Raw genomic sequence first — 17,380 nt, 5'->3', positions numbered from 1 at the left:
TCCATGGGGGCCGTGACCGGTCGTGCGGGCTCGGGCCGGCCTGCGGCTGCCGGCCGGTCTCAGTCCGTGGGCCGCTTCAGGCGTGCCACGAACTTGTACCGGTCGCCGCGGTAGACCGAGCGCACCCACTCCACGGGTTCACCCCGGCCGTCGAGCGAGTGCCGGGAGAGCATCAGCATCGGCAGGCCGACGTCCGTACCGAGCAGCCCGGCCTCGCGCGGGGTGGCCAGCGAGGTCTCGATGGTCTCCTCGGCCTCGGCCAGCCGTACGTCGTACACCTCCGCCAGCGCGGTGTAGAGAGAGGTGTACTTCACCAGTGAACGGCGCAGCGCCGGGAAGCGTTTGGCCGAAAGGTGGGTGGTCTCGATCGCCATCGGCTCGCCGCTGGCGAGCCGCAGCCGCTCGATCCGCAGCACCCGGCCGCCCGTGGTGATGTCGAGCAGCCCCGCCAGGGTGTCGTCGGCCGTCACATAGCCGATGTCCAGCAGCTGGGAGGTCGGCTCCAGCCCCTGGGCACGCATGTCCTCGGTGTACGAGGTGAGTTGCAGAGCCTGCGAGACCTTCGGCTTGGCGACGAAGGTGCCCTTGCCCTGGATGCGCTCCAGCCGGCCCTCGACGACCAGCTCCTGGAGCGCCTGGCGCACGGTGGTGCGCGAGGTGTCGAACTCGGCGGCCAGGGTCCGCTCCGGCGGCACAGGAGTGCCCGGCGGCATGGTGTCCGTCATGTCGAGCAGATGTCGCTTCAGCCGGTAGTACTTCGGGACGCGTGCCGTCCGTGTGGCCGCGCCCGTCTCGTTCTCCGTACTGCCCCCGTCGGCACCCATGGTCCGCCTTCCCGACGCTTGCGTTGCTGCCGTCACCGGCTCCTCCGTCTGTCGCGGCTCACATGGTGGCACGGTCCGGTCACGACTGGTCGCCCTCCCATAGGTGTCGGTCCTATAACGGACGCGAGTGCACTTCTTATACACCCTTGACACCCCTAAAGGTCTAGGCCAAGCTCCCGGTACTGGTCTAAACCATTAAAGACCAGGTCCAGCCCCAGCAGTACTCGTCGAATGTCTTCGCGGTGGGCGGGGTTGCAGTATCCCTGAGGAGGGTTTGGCGTGAAGCGCAAGCTCATCGCGGCGATCGGCGTCGCGGGCATGATGATCGGCCTCGCGGCGTGTGGTTCCGACGACGGCGGCGACAGCGGTAAGAAGGCCGGTCCGGACGCGTACAAGGGCCAGACCCTGACCGTGTGGACGATGTCCGGCTCGAACCCGCCCGGGTGGACCAAGACGGTCACCGAGGAGTTCGAGAAGAAGACCAAGGCCAAGCTGAAGATCGAAGTCCAGGACTGGAACGGCATTCAGCAGAAGGTCACCACCGCGCTCTCCGAGTCCAACCCGCCGGACGTCCTGGAGATCGGCAACACGCAGACCCCGGCGTACGCCAAGACCGGCGGTCTCGCCGATCTCGGTGACCTGAAGAAGGAGATCGGCTCCGCCTGGGCCGACGGCGTCAACCAGCCCTCCGTCTTCGACGGCAAGCAGTACGCCCTGCCGTGGTACGTGGGCAACCGCGTCGTCATGTACAACAAGAAGGTCTTCAAGGACGCCGGTATCACCGAGACGCCGAAGACCCGCGCCGACCTCTTCAAGGCCTTCGAGGCCATCGAGAAGAAGGGCGACGCAGAGCCGATCTACCTGCCCGGCCAGAACTGGTACTTCTTCGACGGCCTGCTCGTCGGCAAGGACGTCTCGCCGGTGAAGAAGGAAGGCGACAAGTACGTCTCCAACCTGGCCGACCCGAAGGTCGCCGAGGCCATGGACGTCTACAAGCAGTACCAGGCCTTCTCCAAGGCCCCCAAGGACAAGGACGAGGCCACCCCGCAGCAGGCCGAGGTCTTCGCCAAGGGCAAGACCGGCGCCATCATCGCCATGGGCTACGAGGCCGGCACCGCCATCAAGGCCAACCCGAAGCTCAAGGACGACATCGGCTTCTTCACCATCCCCGGGGAGACGGCCGACAAGCCCGAGGGCGTCTTCCTCGGCGGCTCCAACCTCGCCGTGGCCGCGGGCAGCAAGAACCAGGACCTGGCCAAGGAGTTCCTGAAGATCGCGCTCTCCGAGCAGAACGACGGCGCGCTCATCAAGGAGGCCGGCTGGTCCCCGAAGAACGACGCCATGCAGAAGTACACCGTCGGCCAGCCCGCCGCCGAGGCCGCCGGTCCGGCCGCCGCCAAGTCCGGTGGCACCACGCCGCTGATCCCGGAGTGGGCGCCGGTCGAGAACCCGCCGAACCCGATCAAGACCTACATGACGCTGGTCCTGCAGGGTAAGTCGCCGGCCGACGCCGCCAAGCAGGTCGAGGGCGAGCTCAACAAGCGCCTCAGCCAGCAGCAGTAGTCGCAAGCAGCGCGTCCCGCGCCGGGGCGGCGGGTCCCGACCCGCCGCCCCGGTCGTACGCACCGTTCCGTGTAGGGCTTTGTTGGAAGAGATGGCGAGCATGGCAGTGCACACCGAACCCTCGGATGTGGCCAAGAAGGCCGCAGCCCGGGGGCAGGACGGGGAACCACCCGTCGGGCAGCACGGGGGAAGCAAGCGGAAACTCGGTATCGGCGCCGCGCCGTACCTCCTGATGGTTCCCGCACTCGCGGTGACGGCGGTCTTCCTCGGGTATCCCCTGGTGAAGAACGTCCTGCTGTCGTTCCAGAACCTCAACATGGGACAGCTGATCCAGCATGTCACCGAGTGGAACGGCTTCAAGAACTACCAGGAGATCCTCACCGGTGAGGACTTCTGGAGAGTCACGCTCCGCACGATCGTGTTCACCGGCGTCAACGTCGTCCTGACCATGGTCCTCGGCACCCTGATCGGACTGCTGCTCGCCCGCCTCGGCAAGAGGATGCGGTTCACCCTGATGATCGGCCTGGTGCTCGCCTGGGCGATGCCGGTCGTGGCCGCGTCCACCGTGTTCCAGTGGCTGTTCGCCTCGCGCTTCGGCGTGGTCAACTACGTGCTGGACCACCTCGGCTGGCACTCGATGGCCGAGTACAACTGGACCGGATCGCAGTTCTCCACGTTCTTCGTGGTCACCCTGCTGATCGTCTGGCAGTCCATCCCGTTCGTGGCGATCAACCTGTACGCGGCGACCACGACGATCGCCAAGGAACTGTACGAGGCCGCCTCGCTCGACGGCGCCGGCGCCTGGAAGAGCTTCACCTCGGTGACGTTCCCGTTCCTGCGGCCCTTCCTCTACGCCACGACCTTCCTCGAAGTCATCTGGATCTTCAAGGCGTTCCCGCAGATCTTCACCCTCAACGAGGGCGGCCCCAACCGCCTCACCGAGACACTGCCGGTCTACGCCTTCGTCGAGGGCGTCGGCAACCAGCACTACGGCATGGGCGCGGCGATCTCGCTGCTGACCATCCTGATCATGCTGGGGCTGACCTCGTACTACCTCCGCATCGTTCTCAAGCAAGAGGAGGACGAGCTGTGAAGCGCTCACTGTTCGGCCGCATCTGGCCCAACGCGACGGCGATCATCCTCTTCGTCGGCCTGGTCTTCCCCGTCTACTGGATGTTCAGCACGGCGTTCAAGCCGACCGGCGACATCATCACCGAGACGCCGGTCTGGTTCCCGACCGACGTCACGTTCGAGCACTTCAAGACGGCGTACCACGCGCCGAACTTCCTGAAGCTGGTCGGGAATTCGCTTACCGTCACCCTGCTCGCCGTGGCCTTCTCGCTGATCATCGCGCTCTTCGCGTCGTTCGCGCTGGCCCGGATGCGGTTCAAGGGCCGCAAGAGCCTGATCCTGGTCTTCATGATCGCCCAGATGGCGCCGTGGGAAGTCATGGTCATCGCGATCTACATGCTGGTCCGCGACGCGGACATGCTCAACAGCCTGGTCCCGCTGACCCTCTTCTACATGGTGATGGTGCTCCCCTTCACTGTCCTGACGCTGCGCGGTTACGTTGCCGCGGTGCCCAAGGAACTGGAGGAGTCCGCCATGGTCGACGGCTGCACCCGACCGCAGGCGTTCGTCAAGGTGATCCTGCCGCTGCTCGCCCCCGGCCTGATGGCCACCTCGCTCTTCGGCTTCATCACCGCCTGGAACGAATTCCCGCTGGTCCTCATCCTCAACAAGGACCCCGAGGCCAAGACGCTGCCGCTCTGGCTCTCCCAGTTCCAGAGCCAGTTCGGCGACGACTGGGGTGCCACCATGGCGGCGGCCTCGATCTTCGCCATCCCGATCCTCATCCTGTTCGTCTTCCTGCAGCGCAAGGCCGTCAGCGGCCTCACCGACGGTGCCGTGAAGGGATAACGCCGCCCATGACCACCCTGATATCCGCCACGGACACCGTCACCCGCGACGCGCTCGCCGTCCTGCAGCCCGGATTCACCGGCACCACCGCCCCGGACTGGGTGCTGCGCCGGGTCGACGAAGGCCTCGCCTCCGTCGCCCTGTTCGGCCGCAACATCCGCACGCCCGAGCAGGTCACCGCGCTCACCGCCCAGCTCAGGGCCGGGCGCGACGACCTCCTCGTCGCGATCGACGAGGAGGGCGGTGACGTCACCCGCCTGGAGGTGCGCACCGGCTCCTCGTTCCCCGGCAACCTCGCCCTCGGCCACGTCGACGACCTCGCCCTGACCCGCGCGGTCGCCCAGGAGCTCGGCCGCCGGCTCGCCGAATGCGGCGTCAACCTCAACTGGGCGCCGTCCGCGGACGTCAACTCCAACCCGGGCAACCCGATCATCGGCGTACGGTCCTTCGGCGCCGACACCGCTCTCGTGGCCCGGCACACCGCCGCCTACATCGAGGGCCTCCAGGCCGCCGGCGTCGCCGCCTGCACCAAGCACTTCCCGGGGCACGGCGACACCGCGATCGACTCGCACCACGCGATGCCGCGCATCGACGTGGACCTGGAGACCCTGCACACCCGTGAGCTGGTGCCCTTCCGGGCCGCCATCGCGGCGGGCTCCAAGTGCGTGATGAGCGCGCACATCCTGCTGCCGGCACTCGACCCGGACCGCCCCGCCACGGTGAGCCCGCAGATCCTCACCGGCTTGCTGCGCCAGGAGCTGGGCTACGACGGTCTGATCGTCACCGACGCCGTGGAGATGCAGGCCATCGCCGCGACGTACGGCATCGAGCAGGGCTCCGTCCTGGCGATCGCCGCGGGGGCCGACGCGCTGTGCGTCGGCGGCGGCCTGGAGGACGACGGCACGGTGCTCCGGCTGCGCGACGCGCTGGTCCGGGCCGTGCGCAGCGGCGAACTCCCCGAGGAGCGGCTCGCGGACGCGGCCGCACGGGTACGTGCCCTCGCGTCCTGGACGCAGGGGGCCAAGGGGGCCGGTCCGGGTGCGGCAACGCAGGAGGGGACCGCGCCCGGCACCGGAATCGGCTCCGACATCGGCCTGGTCGCCGCCCGCCGGGCGGTGCGGGTGACCGGATCCGCCGCCCCGCTGACCGAGCCCGCCTACGTCGCCGCGTTCACCTCGGCCTCGAACATCGCCGTCGGCGACGAGACCCCGTGGGGTGTCGCCGCGGAGCTGGGCCGGCTGCTGCCGGGCACGGAGACCGACACGTACAGCGGCGAGACCGAGACGCCCGCCGCCGCGGTGCTGGCGGCGGCGGGGGAGCGGCGCATCGTCGTGGTGGTCCGCGACGTCCACCGCCACGCCTGGATGGGCGAGGCGCTCGACGCACTGGTGGCCGAGCGCCCCGACACGGTCGTCGTCGAGATGGGTGTACCGCAGGCGGCCCCCAGGGGCGCCCTGCACATCGCCACCCACGGCGCGGCCCGCGTCTGCGGCCTCGCGGCGGCGGAGGTCGTCGTCAGGGGCACGGACGGCCCGACGGCCTGAGCCTGCGGCCGTGATGCGGGCCGGGGGCCGCATCACGCCCGGCCGGGCCCTCAGAGCCTGTCCGGCGGCATAGGAAAGGGCCGGGGCACCCAGCGTGGGTGCCCCGGCCCTCTCGTATGTCCGGGGAGTCCTACAGCCCCTGCCACCGCGGCTTCGCCGCATACGTGGCGCGGAAGTAGTCCGCGAGCTTCAGCTTGGACGCGGCGGCTTCGTCGACCACCACCGTCGCGTGCGGGTGCAGCTGGAGCGCCGATGCGGGCACGACCGAGGCGACCGGCCCCTCCACCGTCAGCGCCACGGCGTCCGCCTTGCCCTCGCCGGTGGCGAGCAGGATCGGGTGGCGGGACTCCAGGATGGTGCCGATGCCCTGGGTGATCACGTGGTGCGGCACCTGCGAGATGTCGTTGTCGAAGAAACGCGCGTTGTCGACCCGGGTCTGCTCGGTGAGCGTCTTGATCCGGGTACGGGAGGCGAGCGAGGAGCACGGCTCGTTGAAGCCGATGTGTCCGTCGGTGCCGATGCCGAGGAGCTGGAGGTCCACGCCGCCGGCCTCGGCGAGCGCCTTGTCGTACGCCAGGCAGGCCGCCTGGACGTCCTCGGCGGAGCCGTCGGGGCCCATGAAGGAGGCCTCGGACAGGCCGAGCGGTTCGACGACCTCGCGCAGCACCACCGAGCGGTAGGACTCGGGGTGGCCCGCGGGCAGCCCGACGTACTCGTCGAGCTGGCAGATGCGCGCGCGCGAGGCGTCGACGGCACCGGAGCGGACCTTGGCCGCCAGTGCCTGGTAGATGGGCAGCGGGGTCGAGCCGGTGGCAACGCCGAGAAGGGCGTCGGGCTTGCGGCTCAGCAGGGCGCCGACGGCCTCCGCGATGAGTTCGCCGCCTGCCTTGGCGTCCGGGACGATGACAACTTCCACGCGGGGCCTGCCGATCTGAAGAGTTGAGTCATGTGGTATAGACCAATCGGTCTCCAATCTAGCAGACCGGGTCCACGTGAGCACGGTGCCGTACCTGTTCCGGCCGCGGTCCGCTGGCGGCCGTCAGGGGCCCCGTGGTCGACTGGTCCGAACGGCGCTGCCGGCGCAACCGGACCCCGCTGGGAGGCAATTCGACATGTCCGCCACTTCTCCGGCCCGGGAGAGCGAGCAACCGGGCCGGATCATGTCCGGCGAGATGGCCGAGCAGCCCGCGATGCTGCGGCGCATCCTCGACGAGGGCGCCCCCAGGATCCGCGAGGTGGCCGCCCGGATCGCGGCGAGGAAGCCGCGCTTCGTGCTGCTCACCGCCCGCGGCACCTCGGACAACGCCGCCCTGTACGCCAAGTACCTGCTGGAGATCCGGCTCGGCCTGCCCTGCGGCCTCGCCTCGATGTCGACCACCACCGCGTACGGCGCGAAGCCGGACCTCAGGGACGTCCTCGTCATCACCGTCAGCCAGTCCGGCGGCTCGCCCGATCTGGTGGAGGCCACCGGATCGGCGCGCGAGGCCGGTGCGATCACTCTGGCCGTCACCAACAACCGGGACTCGGCGCTGGCCGCCGTCTCCGAGCACCACATCGACATCCTGGCCGGCCCGGAGAAGGCCCTCCCGGCCACCAAGACGTACACCGCCTCGCTGCTGTCCCTCTACCTCTTCGTGGAGGGGCTGGCCGGCGGCGACGGCTCGGCCGCCGCGGTCCTGCCGGAGCGGGCCGGGGAGATCCTGGCTCGCAAGGACGAGGTCAGGGCCCTGGCGTCGCGCTACCGGTTCGCCGAGCGCATGGTCATCACCTCCCGCGGCTACGGCTACCCGACCGCCAAGGAGGCCGCCCTGAAGCTGATGGAGACCAGCTACATCCCGGCGCTCTCGTACTCGGGCGCCGATCTGCTGCACGGCCCGCTCGCCATGGTCGACAACATCTCCCCGGTGATCGCCGTGGTCACCGACGGCCGGGGCGGCGAGGCGCTCCAGCCGGTCCTGGACCGGCTGCGCGGCCGCGGCGCGGACCTCTTCGTGGTCGGTCCGCAGGCCCAGGTGGCGGCGGCATCCGCGGGCTTCGTGCTGCCGACGGCCGGGGTGGCGGAGGAGGTCCAGCCGGTGCTGGAGATCCTGCCGTTGCAGATGCTGGCGTACGAGGTGACCATCGCCCGCGGTCAGGATCCGGACGCGCCGCGCGCCCTGGCCAAGGTCACCGAGACCCGCTGAACGCGCGGGGAACGGCCCGGAAGCACCGGCTGGAGAACTGCCCGGAAACACCCGCGGGCCACGGCGCCGGGACGGGACCCTCAGCCCGTCCGGCACCGCAGCCCGGAGCAAGGCCGGCCATCACGGCCGGACCGGTCGGCCGGCGGTGTGCGGTGCCCCCGGCCGGGGAGAGGTACCGGCGCGGTCAGGGCAGAGAGCGCGGTACCTCGATCCGCCCTCCTGTGCGGGGAGAGCGGAAGCTCTGTCTTCAGCATTGTGGACTAGACCATTCGCCCGTGTCCATCCGTCGGAGCGCCAAAATTTTCCGCACTCCTTACCCTCTTCCCCGCGCGTACGGTCCGGTCGTCCGGTTCGGAACCACTGCCGGTCCGCGGGTACGCTCGCACACGTGCCCTCCATGAACGACCTCGTCCGCCAGCACACAGCCCTCGGTGACACCGACCTGGAGTGGCTGCACCTGCTGGTCTCGGAGTGGCAGCTGCTCTCCGACCTGTCCTTCGCCGACCTCGTGCTCTGGGTCCCCACCCGCGACGGCACCCGCTATGTGTCGGTTGCCCAGATGCGCCCCAACACCGGCCCCACCTCCTACCAGGACGACATGGTCGGGCACCTGGTTCCGCGCGGCCGCCGTCCGCTGCTGGACGCGGCGCTGGACGAGGGCCGGATCGTGCGCGAGGGCGACCCGGAGTGGCGTGAGGAGGTGCCGGTACGGGTCGAGTCGATCCCCGTACGCAGGGAGGGCCGGGTCCTCGGTGTGATCGCCCGCAACACCAACCTGCTCACCGTCCGCACCCCGTCCAGGCTGGAGCTCACCTACCTCCAGTCGGCCTCCGATCTGGCCCAGATGATCGCCGCGGGCTCCTTCCCCTTCCCCGGCCAGCAGGTCGACATGGACGCGTCGCCGCGCGTCGGCGACGGGCTGATCAGGCTCGACGCCGACGGGGTCGTCCAGTACGCCAGCCCCAACGGCCTCTCCGCGTACCACCGCCTCGGCCTCGCCTCGGACCTGGTCGGCCAGCACCTGGGCGGCATCACCGCCGAACTCGCCCCCTCCCGGGGCCCGGTGGACGAGGCCCTGGTCAAGCTGGCCAGCGGCTACGCGCCCCGGGAGTTCGAAGTCGAGTGCGAGGGCGGGGTGATCCAGCTCCGGGCGATCCCGCTCAAGCCCAAGGGTGTGCGCATCGGCTCCCTGGTCCTGCTCCGGGACGTCACCGAACTCCGCCGTCGCGAACGCGAGTTGATCACCAAGGACGCCACCATCCGGGAGATCCACCACCGGGTGAAGAACAACCTCCAGACCGTCGCCGCCCTGTTGCGGCTCCAGGCCCGGCGGATGGATTCGGTACGGGGCCGCGAGGCGCTCAACGAGGCTGTGCGGCGCGTCGGTTCGATCGCCATCGTTCATGAGACGCTGTCCCAGAATCTGGACGAGCGGGTGGAGTTCGACGAGATCGCCGACCGAGTCATCGCGATGGTCGCCGAGATCTCGCCGGGCAAGGTCACCTGCCGCCGGACGGGGCGCTTCGGCATCCTCGACGCCGAAGTGGCCACCCCGCTGGCGATGGTGCTCACGGAGGTCCTGCAGAACGCCCTGGAGCACGCCTTCACGCTCGCCGAGTCCGGCACGGTCGAGGTGTCCGCGGTGCGCGGCGGATCTTCCGCGGGGGCGCGGCTGCTGATCACGGTCCAGGACGACGGGTGCGGTCTGCCGGAGGGATTCGACCCGCAGCGCGCCGGCAATCTGGGGCTCCAGATCGTCAGGACTCTGGTGGAGGGCGAGTTGGGCGGAACCTTCGGCATGGTCCCGGCCCCCGAGCGCGGCACCCAGGTCGTGCTCGACATCCCGGTCCGGTCCGACAAGTAGCCCCGCCCGACCCTCGGTACGGGCGGAGGCGCCCCGGACACAGCAGTGAGCCCGGACCGTTGTTCACGGTCCGGGCTCACTGGTCATGCATGCGCTTCGGGGGTACTGCGCGCTGCGACTCGGGGGGCGGGGTTGTGCGTACGCTCTGTACGCGCCGCCTGGCTGAGGCTCGTAGCGGTGGCGTCGGTCAGGCGCTGGCGTTACGCGCCCGGTTGCGAGCGGCGCGGCGCTTCATTGCGCGGCGCTCGTCCTCGCTGAGGCCACCCCAGACACCGGAGTCCTGGCCGGACTCGAGCGCCCACTGCAGGCACTGCTCCATGACGGGGCAGCGACGGCAGACGGCCTTGGCTTCCTCGATCTGCAGCAGCGCAGGACCGGTGTTGCCGATGGGGAAGAACAGCTCGGGGTCTTCCTCACGACAAACGGCGTTGTGACGCCAGTCCATGGCTGCTACCTCTCCTTGGTATTACATACTGTCTGCTTGTGAATGTGAACGCTTTCACGAATCCCCCCGCAGATGACGGGCCGACGCCCAGACGAACTGGTTGTGGTCCTGTGAAGTGAGGAGGGGTTCTGGCTCTCAGTGGAGGCCGGTGTTGCGGGCCGTCCCGATCGCCATGTAGAGATTCGCAAACCTCAGCGGCGGATACAACCCCTTCTGGAAACTTTTTTTTGATTCCTCGGTGTCGACTAGGTCACAGCCGTACTTCTATGGGGTGGAGCCCAGCCCAAACGTTCGAGTTAAAGGACTTTGGTCCCTTCCACTCACACAATCACACGCAGTGCACGGCGTACGCCTGTGAACGTCACACTTGTGCGCACTCCCAGGTGGTCGCCGTCCATCTGGAAGGGCAGTGGAACCTTTGAATGCAAGGTGAAGTCCGTGAGGTCGTGAAGTGAAACCGCGTGCTTGCCGGACGGGCCCTTCTCCGGGCTCGAAGTGAGCAGCTGGGTGCCGTACCGGGCGACCGCCGGAGTGGAGAGCCGCTTCAGTCCGAGCACGTCCAGTCCGGTGTCGAAGGTGGCCTTCGGGGACGCGTACAGCGGGCGATTGCCCAGGTAGGACCAGGGGGCGGTGTTGGAGATTATGGACAGCGCCAGATCGGTGACCGGTTCCTGCCCCGGAGTCTCCAGGGTCATGACGCCCTGCCTGCGGTGCGGCTCGTCGATGAACTGCCGGACCACCTGGCGCACGTACAGCGCGTGCGTCGAGCGCTTTCCGCGTTCGCGCTGCTGTTCGACCCGGCCGACCACGCCCGCGTCGAACCCGAGTCCGGCGCAGAAGGTGAACCAGCGCTCCGGGACCGACTCGTCCTCGGTGCCGGGGGTGCCGGCCGCCAGCCCGAGACCGACCGTGCGTTCGGTCCGGTTGGCGAGTGCGTCCAGGATCGCTCCGGTCGCCTCCACCGCGTCGTTGGGCAGACCCAGGGCGCGCGCGAACACATTGGTGGAGCCGCCGGGAACCACCGCGAGGCTCGGCAGGCCGTCCGGATCGGGACCGTTGTGGAGCAGGCCGTTGACGACCTCGTTGACCGTGCCGTCGCCGCCCAGCGCGACCACCAGATCGATGTCGTCGGAGTCCGCGGCCCGTCGTCCCAGGTCCCGTGCGTGACCGCGGTATTCCGTGGTCACGGCCTCCAGCTTCATCTCGCTGGCCAGCGCATGGATGAGCACATCACGGGTCCGCGCACTGGTGGTGGTAGCAGCTGGATTGACCACGAGGAGTGCGCGCATGACCGCCAGACTACCTACCGCGCGGTATCACTCTGAAGTCCTGCCCCATGACCTTCACGCACGGTGACGGCCCGATGTCCATTCCGACCCCGGCTTCGCTTTCGCGGCGCCGGGATGCCAACCTGCAAGGGTGAGTACTCAGCAGAACACGCCCGACTCGCCGCCCGCGCCGAGGCTCGAACCGGCGAAGCCGAGCAGGATCACTCTCGTTGCCGGACTCACCGCCCTGGAAGGGGCGGCGCTCGCCATCGGCGGGATCTACATGCTGGTCATGGGTCTGCTCGGGCACCCCGAGAGTCCGCAGCAGGCGGAGATGGGCGGGCTGACGCTGATCGCGCTGGCCCTGATCCCGTTGGCCGCCGCCCGCGGTCTGCTGCGGCGGCGCAGCTGGAGCCGCGGTCCCGCGCTCATCACGCAGATCATCGCGCTCCCGGTGGCGTGGACGCTGCTGAGGTCGCACGGCGTGCTGATCCCGGCCGGGATCGTCCTCGCCGCGGTGACCCTGACGGCGCTCTACCAGCTGGTCAGGCCGACGACGGTCGAGGCACTCGGCATCCGCCGCCCCGGCACCACCCCGGAGAACTGAACCGCCCCGCCGGAAGACCTGGCGGGGCGGAACGGCGGCACCGGGCGGCCGCGGGCGCGGGAAGGACCACGCCTGCGCGTGGCCCCGCCCACTACTCCTCGACGAGCAGCCGCTCGCGCAGCTGCGCCAGCGTGCGGGCCAGCAGTCGCGAGACGTGCATCTGCGAGATGCCGACCTCCTGCGCGATCTGCGACTGGGTCATGTTGCCGAAGAAGCGCAGCAGCAGAATCCGCTTCTCGCGCGGCGGCAGGTCCTCCAGCAGCGGCTTGAGCGATTCCCGGTACTCGACGCCCTCCAGCGCCTCGTCCTCGGAGCCCAGCGTGTCCGCGACCGCGGGGGACTCGTCGTCCGTGTCCGGCACGTCCAGCGAGAGGGTGCTGTACGCGTTGGCCGATTCCAGGCCCTCCAGGACCTCTTCCTCGGAGATGCCCAGCCGCTCCGCCAGCTCGTGCACCGTCGGCGAGCGGCCGTGCTGCTGGGAGAGCTCGGCGGTGGCCGTGGTCAGCGAGAGCCGCAGCTCCTGGAGCCGGCGAGGCACCCGGACCGCCCAGCCCTTGTCACGGAAGTGGCGCTTGATCTCGCCGACGACCGTGGGGGTCGCGTACGTCGAGAACTCGACGCCGCGGTCCGGGTCGAACCGGTCCACCGATTTGATCAGGCCGATCGTGGCGACCTGGGTCAGGTCGTCCAGCGGCTCTCCGCGGTTGCGGAACCGGCGGGCCAGGTGCTCCACGAGCGGCAGATGCATCCGCACCAGCCGATTGCGCAGCTCCGCCTTCTCGGGCGACCCGTCGGGGAGCGCGCGCAGTTCGATGAACAGCGCCCGCGCCCCGCTGCGGTCATGTGGATCGTGGTGCCCGTGCTCGCTCATCTGGCCTGCCCGCTCCGCCTGCGACTGCTCCACCGCGACCGTACGGCCCGCGGGCCCGTCCGCCCCGTCCACCGGATGGGGCAGGGCCTGCTGCTCCGGGATGCCTGCTGCGCGCACCACCCCTGGTCGCGTCGTCTCGTCCCGCACAGGACCGTCCCCGTTCCCGTTGCTCACGCCGGCCCGGGTCCCGCGCCGCGCTGTTTGTAGAGGCTGATGCTGACCGTACGGTCGTCGGCCACCGAGGAGTCGACCTTGCCGGCCAGTGCGGAGAGCACCGTCCAGGCGAAGGTGTCGCGCTCCGGCGCCCGGCCGTCCGTCGTCGGGGCGGCCACCGTCACCTCGAGTGAATCCTCGACGAGTCGGAAGACGCAGCTGAGGACGGAGCCCGGCACGGCCTGCTGAAGCAGGATCGCGCAGGCCTCGTCGACCGCGATGCGAAGATCCTCGATCTCGTCGAGGGTGAAGTCCAAGCGCGCTGCGAGACCGGCCGTGGCCGTACGCAGCACCGACAGGTAGGCACCCGCAGCGGGCAGCCGGACCTCTACGAAGTCCTGATTCCCGGGCTCGCCTGCGATCTGGGACACCCTCACCTCCAAGGTGGCACAAACTCTTTCGAGGATCCGGGAAGGGTGCCCCGGAGCCATGTGGTACGTCTTCGGTTCTGGTCCGCGACGCTATCGCGACCCATGATGCCGTGTCGCCAGAGCCCCAGCCCATGGCTGTCACTCATGGTAAGCCCATGAGTACACACAGTGGCTAGGGGTCTGCGGCGGTCAATTACGAACAACCGGCGCCGGTTTGACGTACCCAGGCGTCACACGATCGAACCGTCCTCGAAGCACCATCGCCAGCTCTCGCCGGGTTCGAAGCTCCGCATCACCGGATGACCGGTCTCCTTGAAGTGTCCCGTGGCGTGCTGGAGGGGCGACGAATCGCAGCAGCCGACGTGGCCGCAGACCAGACAGAGCCGCAGCTGCACGGGGTGGGTGCCGGCGGCCAGGCAGCCCGGGCAGGTCTCGCCGAGCGGGGCCGGTTCGGGGCGCGGCAGTGCGGACACGTGAGGGCAGTCACTCATGATTGCCAGGTTACGACGGATGCGTGGCCCGTGAATTGCGGATGCGAGGACCCTGGAATGGACGTATTGCCGCTGGTTGGACTGGTCGCGGCCAGTGCGGCGGTCGCGGGGGCGGCCCGTCGCACCCCCGTGCCGGCCCCGCTGCTGCTCGTCGCGGTGGGCCTGATCGCCTCCTATCTGCCCGGGGTACCCACCTACACCCTGGACGCGCACGTCGTGCTGCCGCTGCTGCTGCCGCCGTTGCTCTACACGGCGGCCGTCGACAGCTCGTACCTCGATCTGCGGGCCAATGTCCGGCCGGTCGCGCTGCTCTCGATCGGCTACGTCCTGTTCGCGACCGTCGCGGTCGGCTGGCTGGCGTACCGGCTCGTGCCCGACCTGCCGCTCACCGCCGCGCTGGTGCTCGGCGCGGTCGTCGCCCCGCCGGACGCGGTCACGGCCGCCGCGATCGCGCGCCGGGTCGGTCTGCCAGGCCGGGTCACGACGGTCCTGCAGGGGGAGTCCCTGGTGAACGACGCCACGGCGATCACCGCCTACAAGGTGGCGATCGCCGCCGCCGTGGGCGAGGGCATGAGCTGGGGCGCGGGGGTCGGCGAGTTCTTCCTGGCCGCGGTCGGCGGTGTCGCGGTCGGCCTGGCGCTGATGGTGCCGCTGCACTGGCTCCGCACCCACCTCAAGGAGGCGCTGCTGCAGAACACGCTGTCGCTGCTGATCCCCTTCGTGGCGTACGCGGCCGCCGAACGCGTACACGCCTCCGGGGTGCTCGCCGTGGTCGTGGTGGCGCTCTACCTCGGCCACCGGTCCTGGCAGGTCGACTTCGCCACCCGGCTCCAGGAGGGGGCCGTCTGGAAGATGGTCGCGTTCATCCTGGAGTCGGCGGTCTTCGCGCTGATCGGGCTCCAGTTGCCCTTCGTGCTGAAGGGGCTCGGCGCGTACGCGGTCGGCGACGCCGTCCGGTACGCGGTGATCGTGTTCCTCGCCGTCGTCGTGGTCCGCTTCATCTGGGTGTATCCGGCGACGTACCTGCCCCGGTGGCTGTCGAGACGGATCAGGGAACGCGAGCCCGACACCGACTGGACGGCGCCGCTGATCGTCGGCTGGGCCGGAATGCGCGGTGTCGTCTCGCTCGCCATCGCCTTCTCCATCCCGTTCGTGATGTCCGACGGTAGCCCCTTCCCGGCCCGCAACCTGGTGCTCTTCCTGACGTTCACCACGGTCATCGGCACCTTGGTCGTCCAGGGGCTCAGCCTGCCGCTGCTGGTGCGGGTCCTGAAGCTCCCGGGGCGCGACGCGAAGGCCGAGACGCTGGCCGAGGCGCAGGCCCAGAGCGAGGCCTCCGCGGCCGCCGAGGCAAGACTGGAGGAGCTGCTCACCGACCCGCGCAACCACCTCCCGGGCCCCCTCGCCGACCGGCTGCGCACCGTCATGGAGCGCCGCCGCAACGCCGTGTGGGAGCGGCTGGGCGCGGCCAATCCGGTGACCGGGGAGTCGGCGGACGACACCTACCGTCGGCTGGCCCGGGAGATGATCGAAGCCGAGCGCGAGGTCTTCGTGACGCTGCGGGACGAGCGGCGGATCGACGACGAGATGCTGCGGACGCTGCTCAGACGGCTCGACCTGGAGGAGGCGACGGCCTACCGCGAGGAGTCCGACGCCCCCTGAGGACTGCCCGTGACGACCGCCGCGACCGCGGTTCCCGGAGGGAACGCGCCCTCCCCGGCGAGCTCGGTCAGCGCGTACAGCAGCTTGGCCACGTAGAGCCGCTCGACGGGCAGACCGTGCCGCTGCTCGAAGTCGTCGGCGAAGGCGTGCAGCGCCGGGGTCGTACGGGCGTAGCCGCCGAAGTGGAAGCGTTCGTCCAGCGACCACACCCCGGCCGGACCGCCGAAGGCCTCCTCCTGGAGTCCCCGCACCGCGTCTCCCAGGAAGCCGCCGCGCAGCACCGGAACGCCGAGGGCCCGCTGCCCCGGCGCGAGCCCGGCGGCGAGCCCGGCGAGGGTGCCCCCGGTGCCGCAGGCCACCGCGACCGCGTCGGCCCGGCCGCGCAGCTCGCGCCCCAGCTCCACGCACCCCTGTGCGGCCAGGGCGTTGCTGCCGCCCTCCGGGATGACACAGCACTCCCCGAAGAGGCTCAGCAGCCCCGCCAGGACCTCAGGATCACCCTTTGCGCGGTACGTCGCGCGGTCCACGAAGTGCAGGGTCATCCCGTCGGCGGCGCACCGGGCGAGCGAGGGGTTCAGCGGCCGGCCGGCCAGCTCGTCGCCTCGTACCACTCCGATGGTGGGAAAGCCGAGCAGCCGCCCGGCGGCGGCGGTGGCCCGCAGATGGTTGGAGTAGGCGCCGCCGAAGGTCAGCACGGTGCGCCCGGCGGCGGCCCGCAGATTGAGGGAGAGCTTGCGCCACTTGTTGCCCGGCAGATCGGGGTGGATCAGATCGTCCCGCTTGAGCAGCAGCCGGACGCCGTGGCGGGCGAAGCGCTCGTCCTCGACCGGCTGCAGGGGCGAGGGGAGCACCGGCTGCAGCCGGGGCGCTTTGGGGGTCATGGCGCAATTGTCGCCGTGACGGGCGGGCGCCGGTCACTTGAGCCGGTCGTGGATGCGGGCCCGCATCGAGTCCATCGTGAAGCCGCGCGGGTCGACCTTGCCCGGCTGCCACTCCTTGTGGCCGATCACCGAGCGGGAGTTCCAGTCGTGGTGGCGGCAGATCGCGGCCGCGGCCTTCTCGACGGCTTCGAGCTGGGCGTCGGGCCAGGGGTCCTTGCCGTCGCCGAGGTTCTCGCACTCGAAGCCGTAGAAGTGCCGGTTCCCGTCGGTGTTGGCCTCGTTGTCGCCGGGGAGGCGCTTCTCGGCGACGACGGCGCGCAGTACGTCGTTGTCGCCGAGACCGGCGTGGTTGGCGCGGCCGTAGCCGACCAGGTGGACCCGGCCGTCCTTGGCGATCACACCGTGGCAGAGCGGGCCGGGCAGATCCGGGTAGCCGTCGCGGCAGATGCGCACGGTGGACTCGGTGCCGCTGGTGACCGTGTGGTGGATCATCACGCCGTTGACCGGGCCCCAGGGGCCCTGGCGGTTGCGGTTGTGGGCGCGCCAGTCGCCGACCTGGACGACGGTGAGCCCCTCGTTCATCAGGACTTCCAGGAACCTGCTCGCGGACATGGGCGAGGACATGGCCGTCTCCTTCGTGCGTGGGGGGAACGAGCCTTGATCCGCTTTTACC

Annotated in this window: 17 protein-coding genes; 8 read left to right on the top strand and 9 right to left on the bottom strand. The window is 69.9% G+C overall.

Features of this window, described 5'->3' with window-relative positions; translation table 11 throughout:
* Positions 1–59: 59 nt before the first annotated feature.
* Complete coding sequence (locus OHA19_RS13830) at positions 60–824, bottom strand: GntR family transcriptional regulator (protein WP_283855922.1); 765 nt, start codon at positions 822–824, stop codon at positions 60–62.
* Positions 825–1,103: 279 nt separating this feature from the next.
* On the opposite strand from OHA19_RS13830, the gene OHA19_RS13825 reads away from it, so the two are divergent.
* The 4 genes from OHA19_RS13825 (at position 1,104) to OHA19_RS13810 (ending at position 5,851) form a co-directional block, all read left to right on the top strand.
* On the top strand, positions 1,104–2,387 hold the full coding sequence (locus tag OHA19_RS13825) for an extracellular solute-binding protein (RefSeq protein WP_405716502.1): 1,284 nt from the start codon (positions 1,104–1,106) through the stop codon (positions 2,385–2,387).
* A gap of 100 nt (positions 2,388–2,487) precedes the next feature.
* Positions 2,488–3,480, top strand: coding sequence for a carbohydrate ABC transporter permease (locus tag OHA19_RS13820; RefSeq protein ID WP_405716503.1), 993 nt, complete (start codon positions 2,488–2,490; stop codon positions 3,478–3,480).
* On the top strand, positions 3,477–4,307 hold the full coding sequence (locus tag OHA19_RS13815) for a carbohydrate ABC transporter permease (protein WP_405716504.1): 831 nt from the start codon (positions 3,477–3,479) through the stop codon (positions 4,305–4,307). The genes OHA19_RS13820 and OHA19_RS13815 overlap by 4 nt, the downstream gene beginning before the upstream one ends.
* A gap of 8 nt (positions 4,308–4,315) precedes the next feature.
* Positions 4,316–5,851, top strand: a complete 1,536-nt coding sequence (locus OHA19_RS13810; protein ID WP_405750368.1) for a glycoside hydrolase family 3 protein — start codon at positions 4,316–4,318, stop codon at positions 5,849–5,851.
* A gap of 130 nt (positions 5,852–5,981) precedes the next feature.
* Here OHA19_RS13810 and nagB read toward each other — a convergent pair whose 3' ends face one another.
* Positions 5,982–6,767, bottom strand: a complete 786-nt coding sequence (gene nagB, locus OHA19_RS13805) for a glucosamine-6-phosphate deaminase (protein ID WP_405750365.1) — start codon at positions 6,765–6,767, stop codon at positions 5,982–5,984.
* A 196-nt stretch (positions 6,768–6,963) separates the two neighbouring features.
* Here nagB and OHA19_RS13800 point away from each other — a divergent pair, with 196 nt between their 5' ends.
* Together OHA19_RS13800 and OHA19_RS13795 are read left to right on the top strand one after the other, a co-directional pair.
* The gene (locus OHA19_RS13800) at positions 6,964–8,034 is read left to right on the top strand and encodes an SIS domain-containing protein (RefSeq protein WP_405750363.1); all 1,071 of its coding nucleotides are present in this window, start codon (positions 6,964–6,966) and stop codon (positions 8,032–8,034) included.
* Between the two features lie 397 nt (positions 8,035–8,431).
* Entirely contained in the window at positions 8,432–9,898 is a 1,467-nt protein-coding gene (locus tag OHA19_RS13795) for a histidine kinase N-terminal domain-containing protein (RefSeq protein WP_405721850.1), read from the top strand.
* A 187-nt stretch (positions 9,899–10,085) separates the two neighbouring features.
* Here OHA19_RS13795 and OHA19_RS13790 read toward each other — a convergent pair whose 3' ends face one another.
* Positions 10,086–10,343 (bottom strand): WhiB family transcriptional regulator, encoded by a 258-nt coding sequence (locus OHA19_RS13790; RefSeq protein ID WP_003953983.1) that lies wholly within the window; start codon positions 10,341–10,343, stop codon positions 10,086–10,088.
* Between the two features lie 320 nt (positions 10,344–10,663).
* On the bottom strand, positions 10,664–11,632 hold the full coding sequence (locus OHA19_RS13785) for a diacylglycerol/lipid kinase family protein (RefSeq protein WP_405716508.1): 969 nt from the start codon (positions 11,630–11,632) through the stop codon (positions 10,664–10,666).
* Positions 11,633–11,762: 130 nt separating this feature from the next.
* Between OHA19_RS13785 and OHA19_RS13780 the strand changes: the two genes are divergently transcribed.
* Entirely contained in the window at positions 11,763–12,218 is a 456-nt protein-coding gene (locus OHA19_RS13780) for a hypothetical protein (protein ID WP_405716509.1), read from the top strand.
* Positions 12,219–12,309: 91 nt separating this feature from the next.
* Here OHA19_RS13780 and OHA19_RS13775 read toward each other — a convergent pair whose 3' ends face one another.
* The 3 genes from OHA19_RS13775 to OHA19_RS13765 form a co-directional block, all read right to left on the bottom strand.
* Complete coding sequence (locus tag OHA19_RS13775) at positions 12,310–13,263, bottom strand: RNA polymerase sigma factor SigF (protein WP_405716510.1); 954 nt, start codon at positions 13,261–13,263, stop codon at positions 12,310–12,312.
* Positions 13,260–13,673 carry an anti-sigma regulatory factor gene (locus tag OHA19_RS13770; RefSeq protein ID WP_072483809.1) on the bottom strand — a complete coding sequence of 138 codons (414 nt, stop codon included), beginning with the start codon at positions 13,671–13,673 and terminating at the stop codon, positions 13,260–13,262. Before OHA19_RS13770 ends, OHA19_RS13775 begins: the two co-directional genes overlap by 4 nt.
* 230 nt (positions 13,674–13,903) lie before the next feature.
* The gene (locus OHA19_RS13765; protein ID WP_405716511.1) at positions 13,904–14,164 is read right to left on the bottom strand and encodes a UBP-type zinc finger domain-containing protein; all 261 of its coding nucleotides are present in this window, start codon (positions 14,162–14,164) and stop codon (positions 13,904–13,906) included.
* 57 nt (positions 14,165–14,221) lie between these two features.
* On the opposite strand from OHA19_RS13765, the gene OHA19_RS13760 reads away from it, so the two are divergent.
* Positions 14,222–15,826, top strand: coding sequence for a Na+/H+ antiporter (locus OHA19_RS13760; protein WP_405750360.1), 1,605 nt, complete (start codon positions 14,222–14,224; stop codon positions 15,824–15,826).
* On the opposite strand, the gene OHA19_RS13755 is transcribed toward OHA19_RS13760, so the two are convergent.
* On the bottom strand, positions 15,799–16,707 hold the full coding sequence (locus OHA19_RS13755; protein WP_405750358.1) for a 1-aminocyclopropane-1-carboxylate deaminase/D-cysteine desulfhydrase: 909 nt from the start codon (positions 16,705–16,707) through the stop codon (positions 15,799–15,801). The two genes, OHA19_RS13760 and OHA19_RS13755, sit on opposite strands and share 28 nt — an antisense overlap.
* Positions 16,708–16,740: 33 nt before the next feature.
* On the bottom strand, positions 16,741–17,331 hold the full coding sequence (locus OHA19_RS13750; protein WP_405716514.1) for an N-acetylmuramoyl-L-alanine amidase: 591 nt from the start codon (positions 17,329–17,331) through the stop codon (positions 16,741–16,743).
* Between the last annotated feature and the right edge of the window lie 49 nt (positions 17,332–17,380).

The sequence above is a fragment of the Streptomyces sp. NBC_00012 genome (assembly GCF_045040875.1).
In the GTDB taxonomy this organism is placed as follows: Bacteria; Actinomycetota; Actinomycetes; order Streptomycetales; family Streptomycetaceae; genus Streptomyces.
Note: the sequence above shows the minus strand (reverse complement) of the source record. Positions and strands in the feature narration are given on the sequence as shown.

What these genes read in the sequence shown, in the direction of transcription:
- OHA19_RS13830 (WP_283855922.1), bottom strand. Translation starts at nt 824, where the DNA reads ATGGGTGCCGACGGGGGCAGTACGGAGAACGAGACGGGCGCGGCCACA.
- OHA19_RS13820 (WP_405716503.1), top strand. Translation starts at nt 2,488, where the DNA reads ATGGCAGTGCACACCGAACCCTCGGATGTGGCCAAGAAGGCCGCAGCC.
- OHA19_RS13810 (WP_405750368.1), top strand. Translation starts at nt 4,316, where the DNA reads ATGACCACCCTGATATCCGCCACGGACACCGTCACCCGCGACGCGCTC.
- OHA19_RS13800 (WP_405750363.1), top strand. Translation starts at nt 6,964, where the DNA reads ATGTCCGCCACTTCTCCGGCCCGGGAGAGCGAGCAACCGGGCCGGATC.
- OHA19_RS13795 (WP_405721850.1), top strand. Translation starts at nt 8,432, where the DNA reads ATGAACGACCTCGTCCGCCAGCACACAGCCCTCGGTGACACCGACCTG.
- OHA19_RS13790 (WP_003953983.1), bottom strand. Translation starts at nt 10,343, where the DNA reads ATGGACTGGCGTCACAACGCCGTTTGTCGTGAGGAAGACCCCGAGCTG.
- OHA19_RS13785 (WP_405716508.1), bottom strand. Translation starts at nt 11,632, where the DNA reads ATGCGCGCACTCCTCGTGGTCAATCCAGCTGCTACCACCACCAGTGCG.
- OHA19_RS13765 (WP_405716511.1), bottom strand. Translation starts at nt 14,164, where the DNA reads ATGAGTGACTGCCCTCACGTGTCCGCACTGCCGCGCCCCGAACCGGCC.
- OHA19_RS13760 (WP_405750360.1), top strand. Translation starts at nt 14,222, where the DNA reads ATGGACGTATTGCCGCTGGTTGGACTGGTCGCGGCCAGTGCGGCGGTC.
- OHA19_RS13755 (WP_405750358.1), bottom strand. Translation starts at nt 16,707, where the DNA reads ATGACCCCCAAAGCGCCCCGGCTGCAGCCGGTGCTCCCCTCGCCCCTG.
- OHA19_RS13750 (WP_405716514.1), bottom strand. Translation starts at nt 17,331, where the DNA reads ATGTCCTCGCCCATGTCCGCGAGCAGGTTCCTGGAAGTCCTGATGAAC.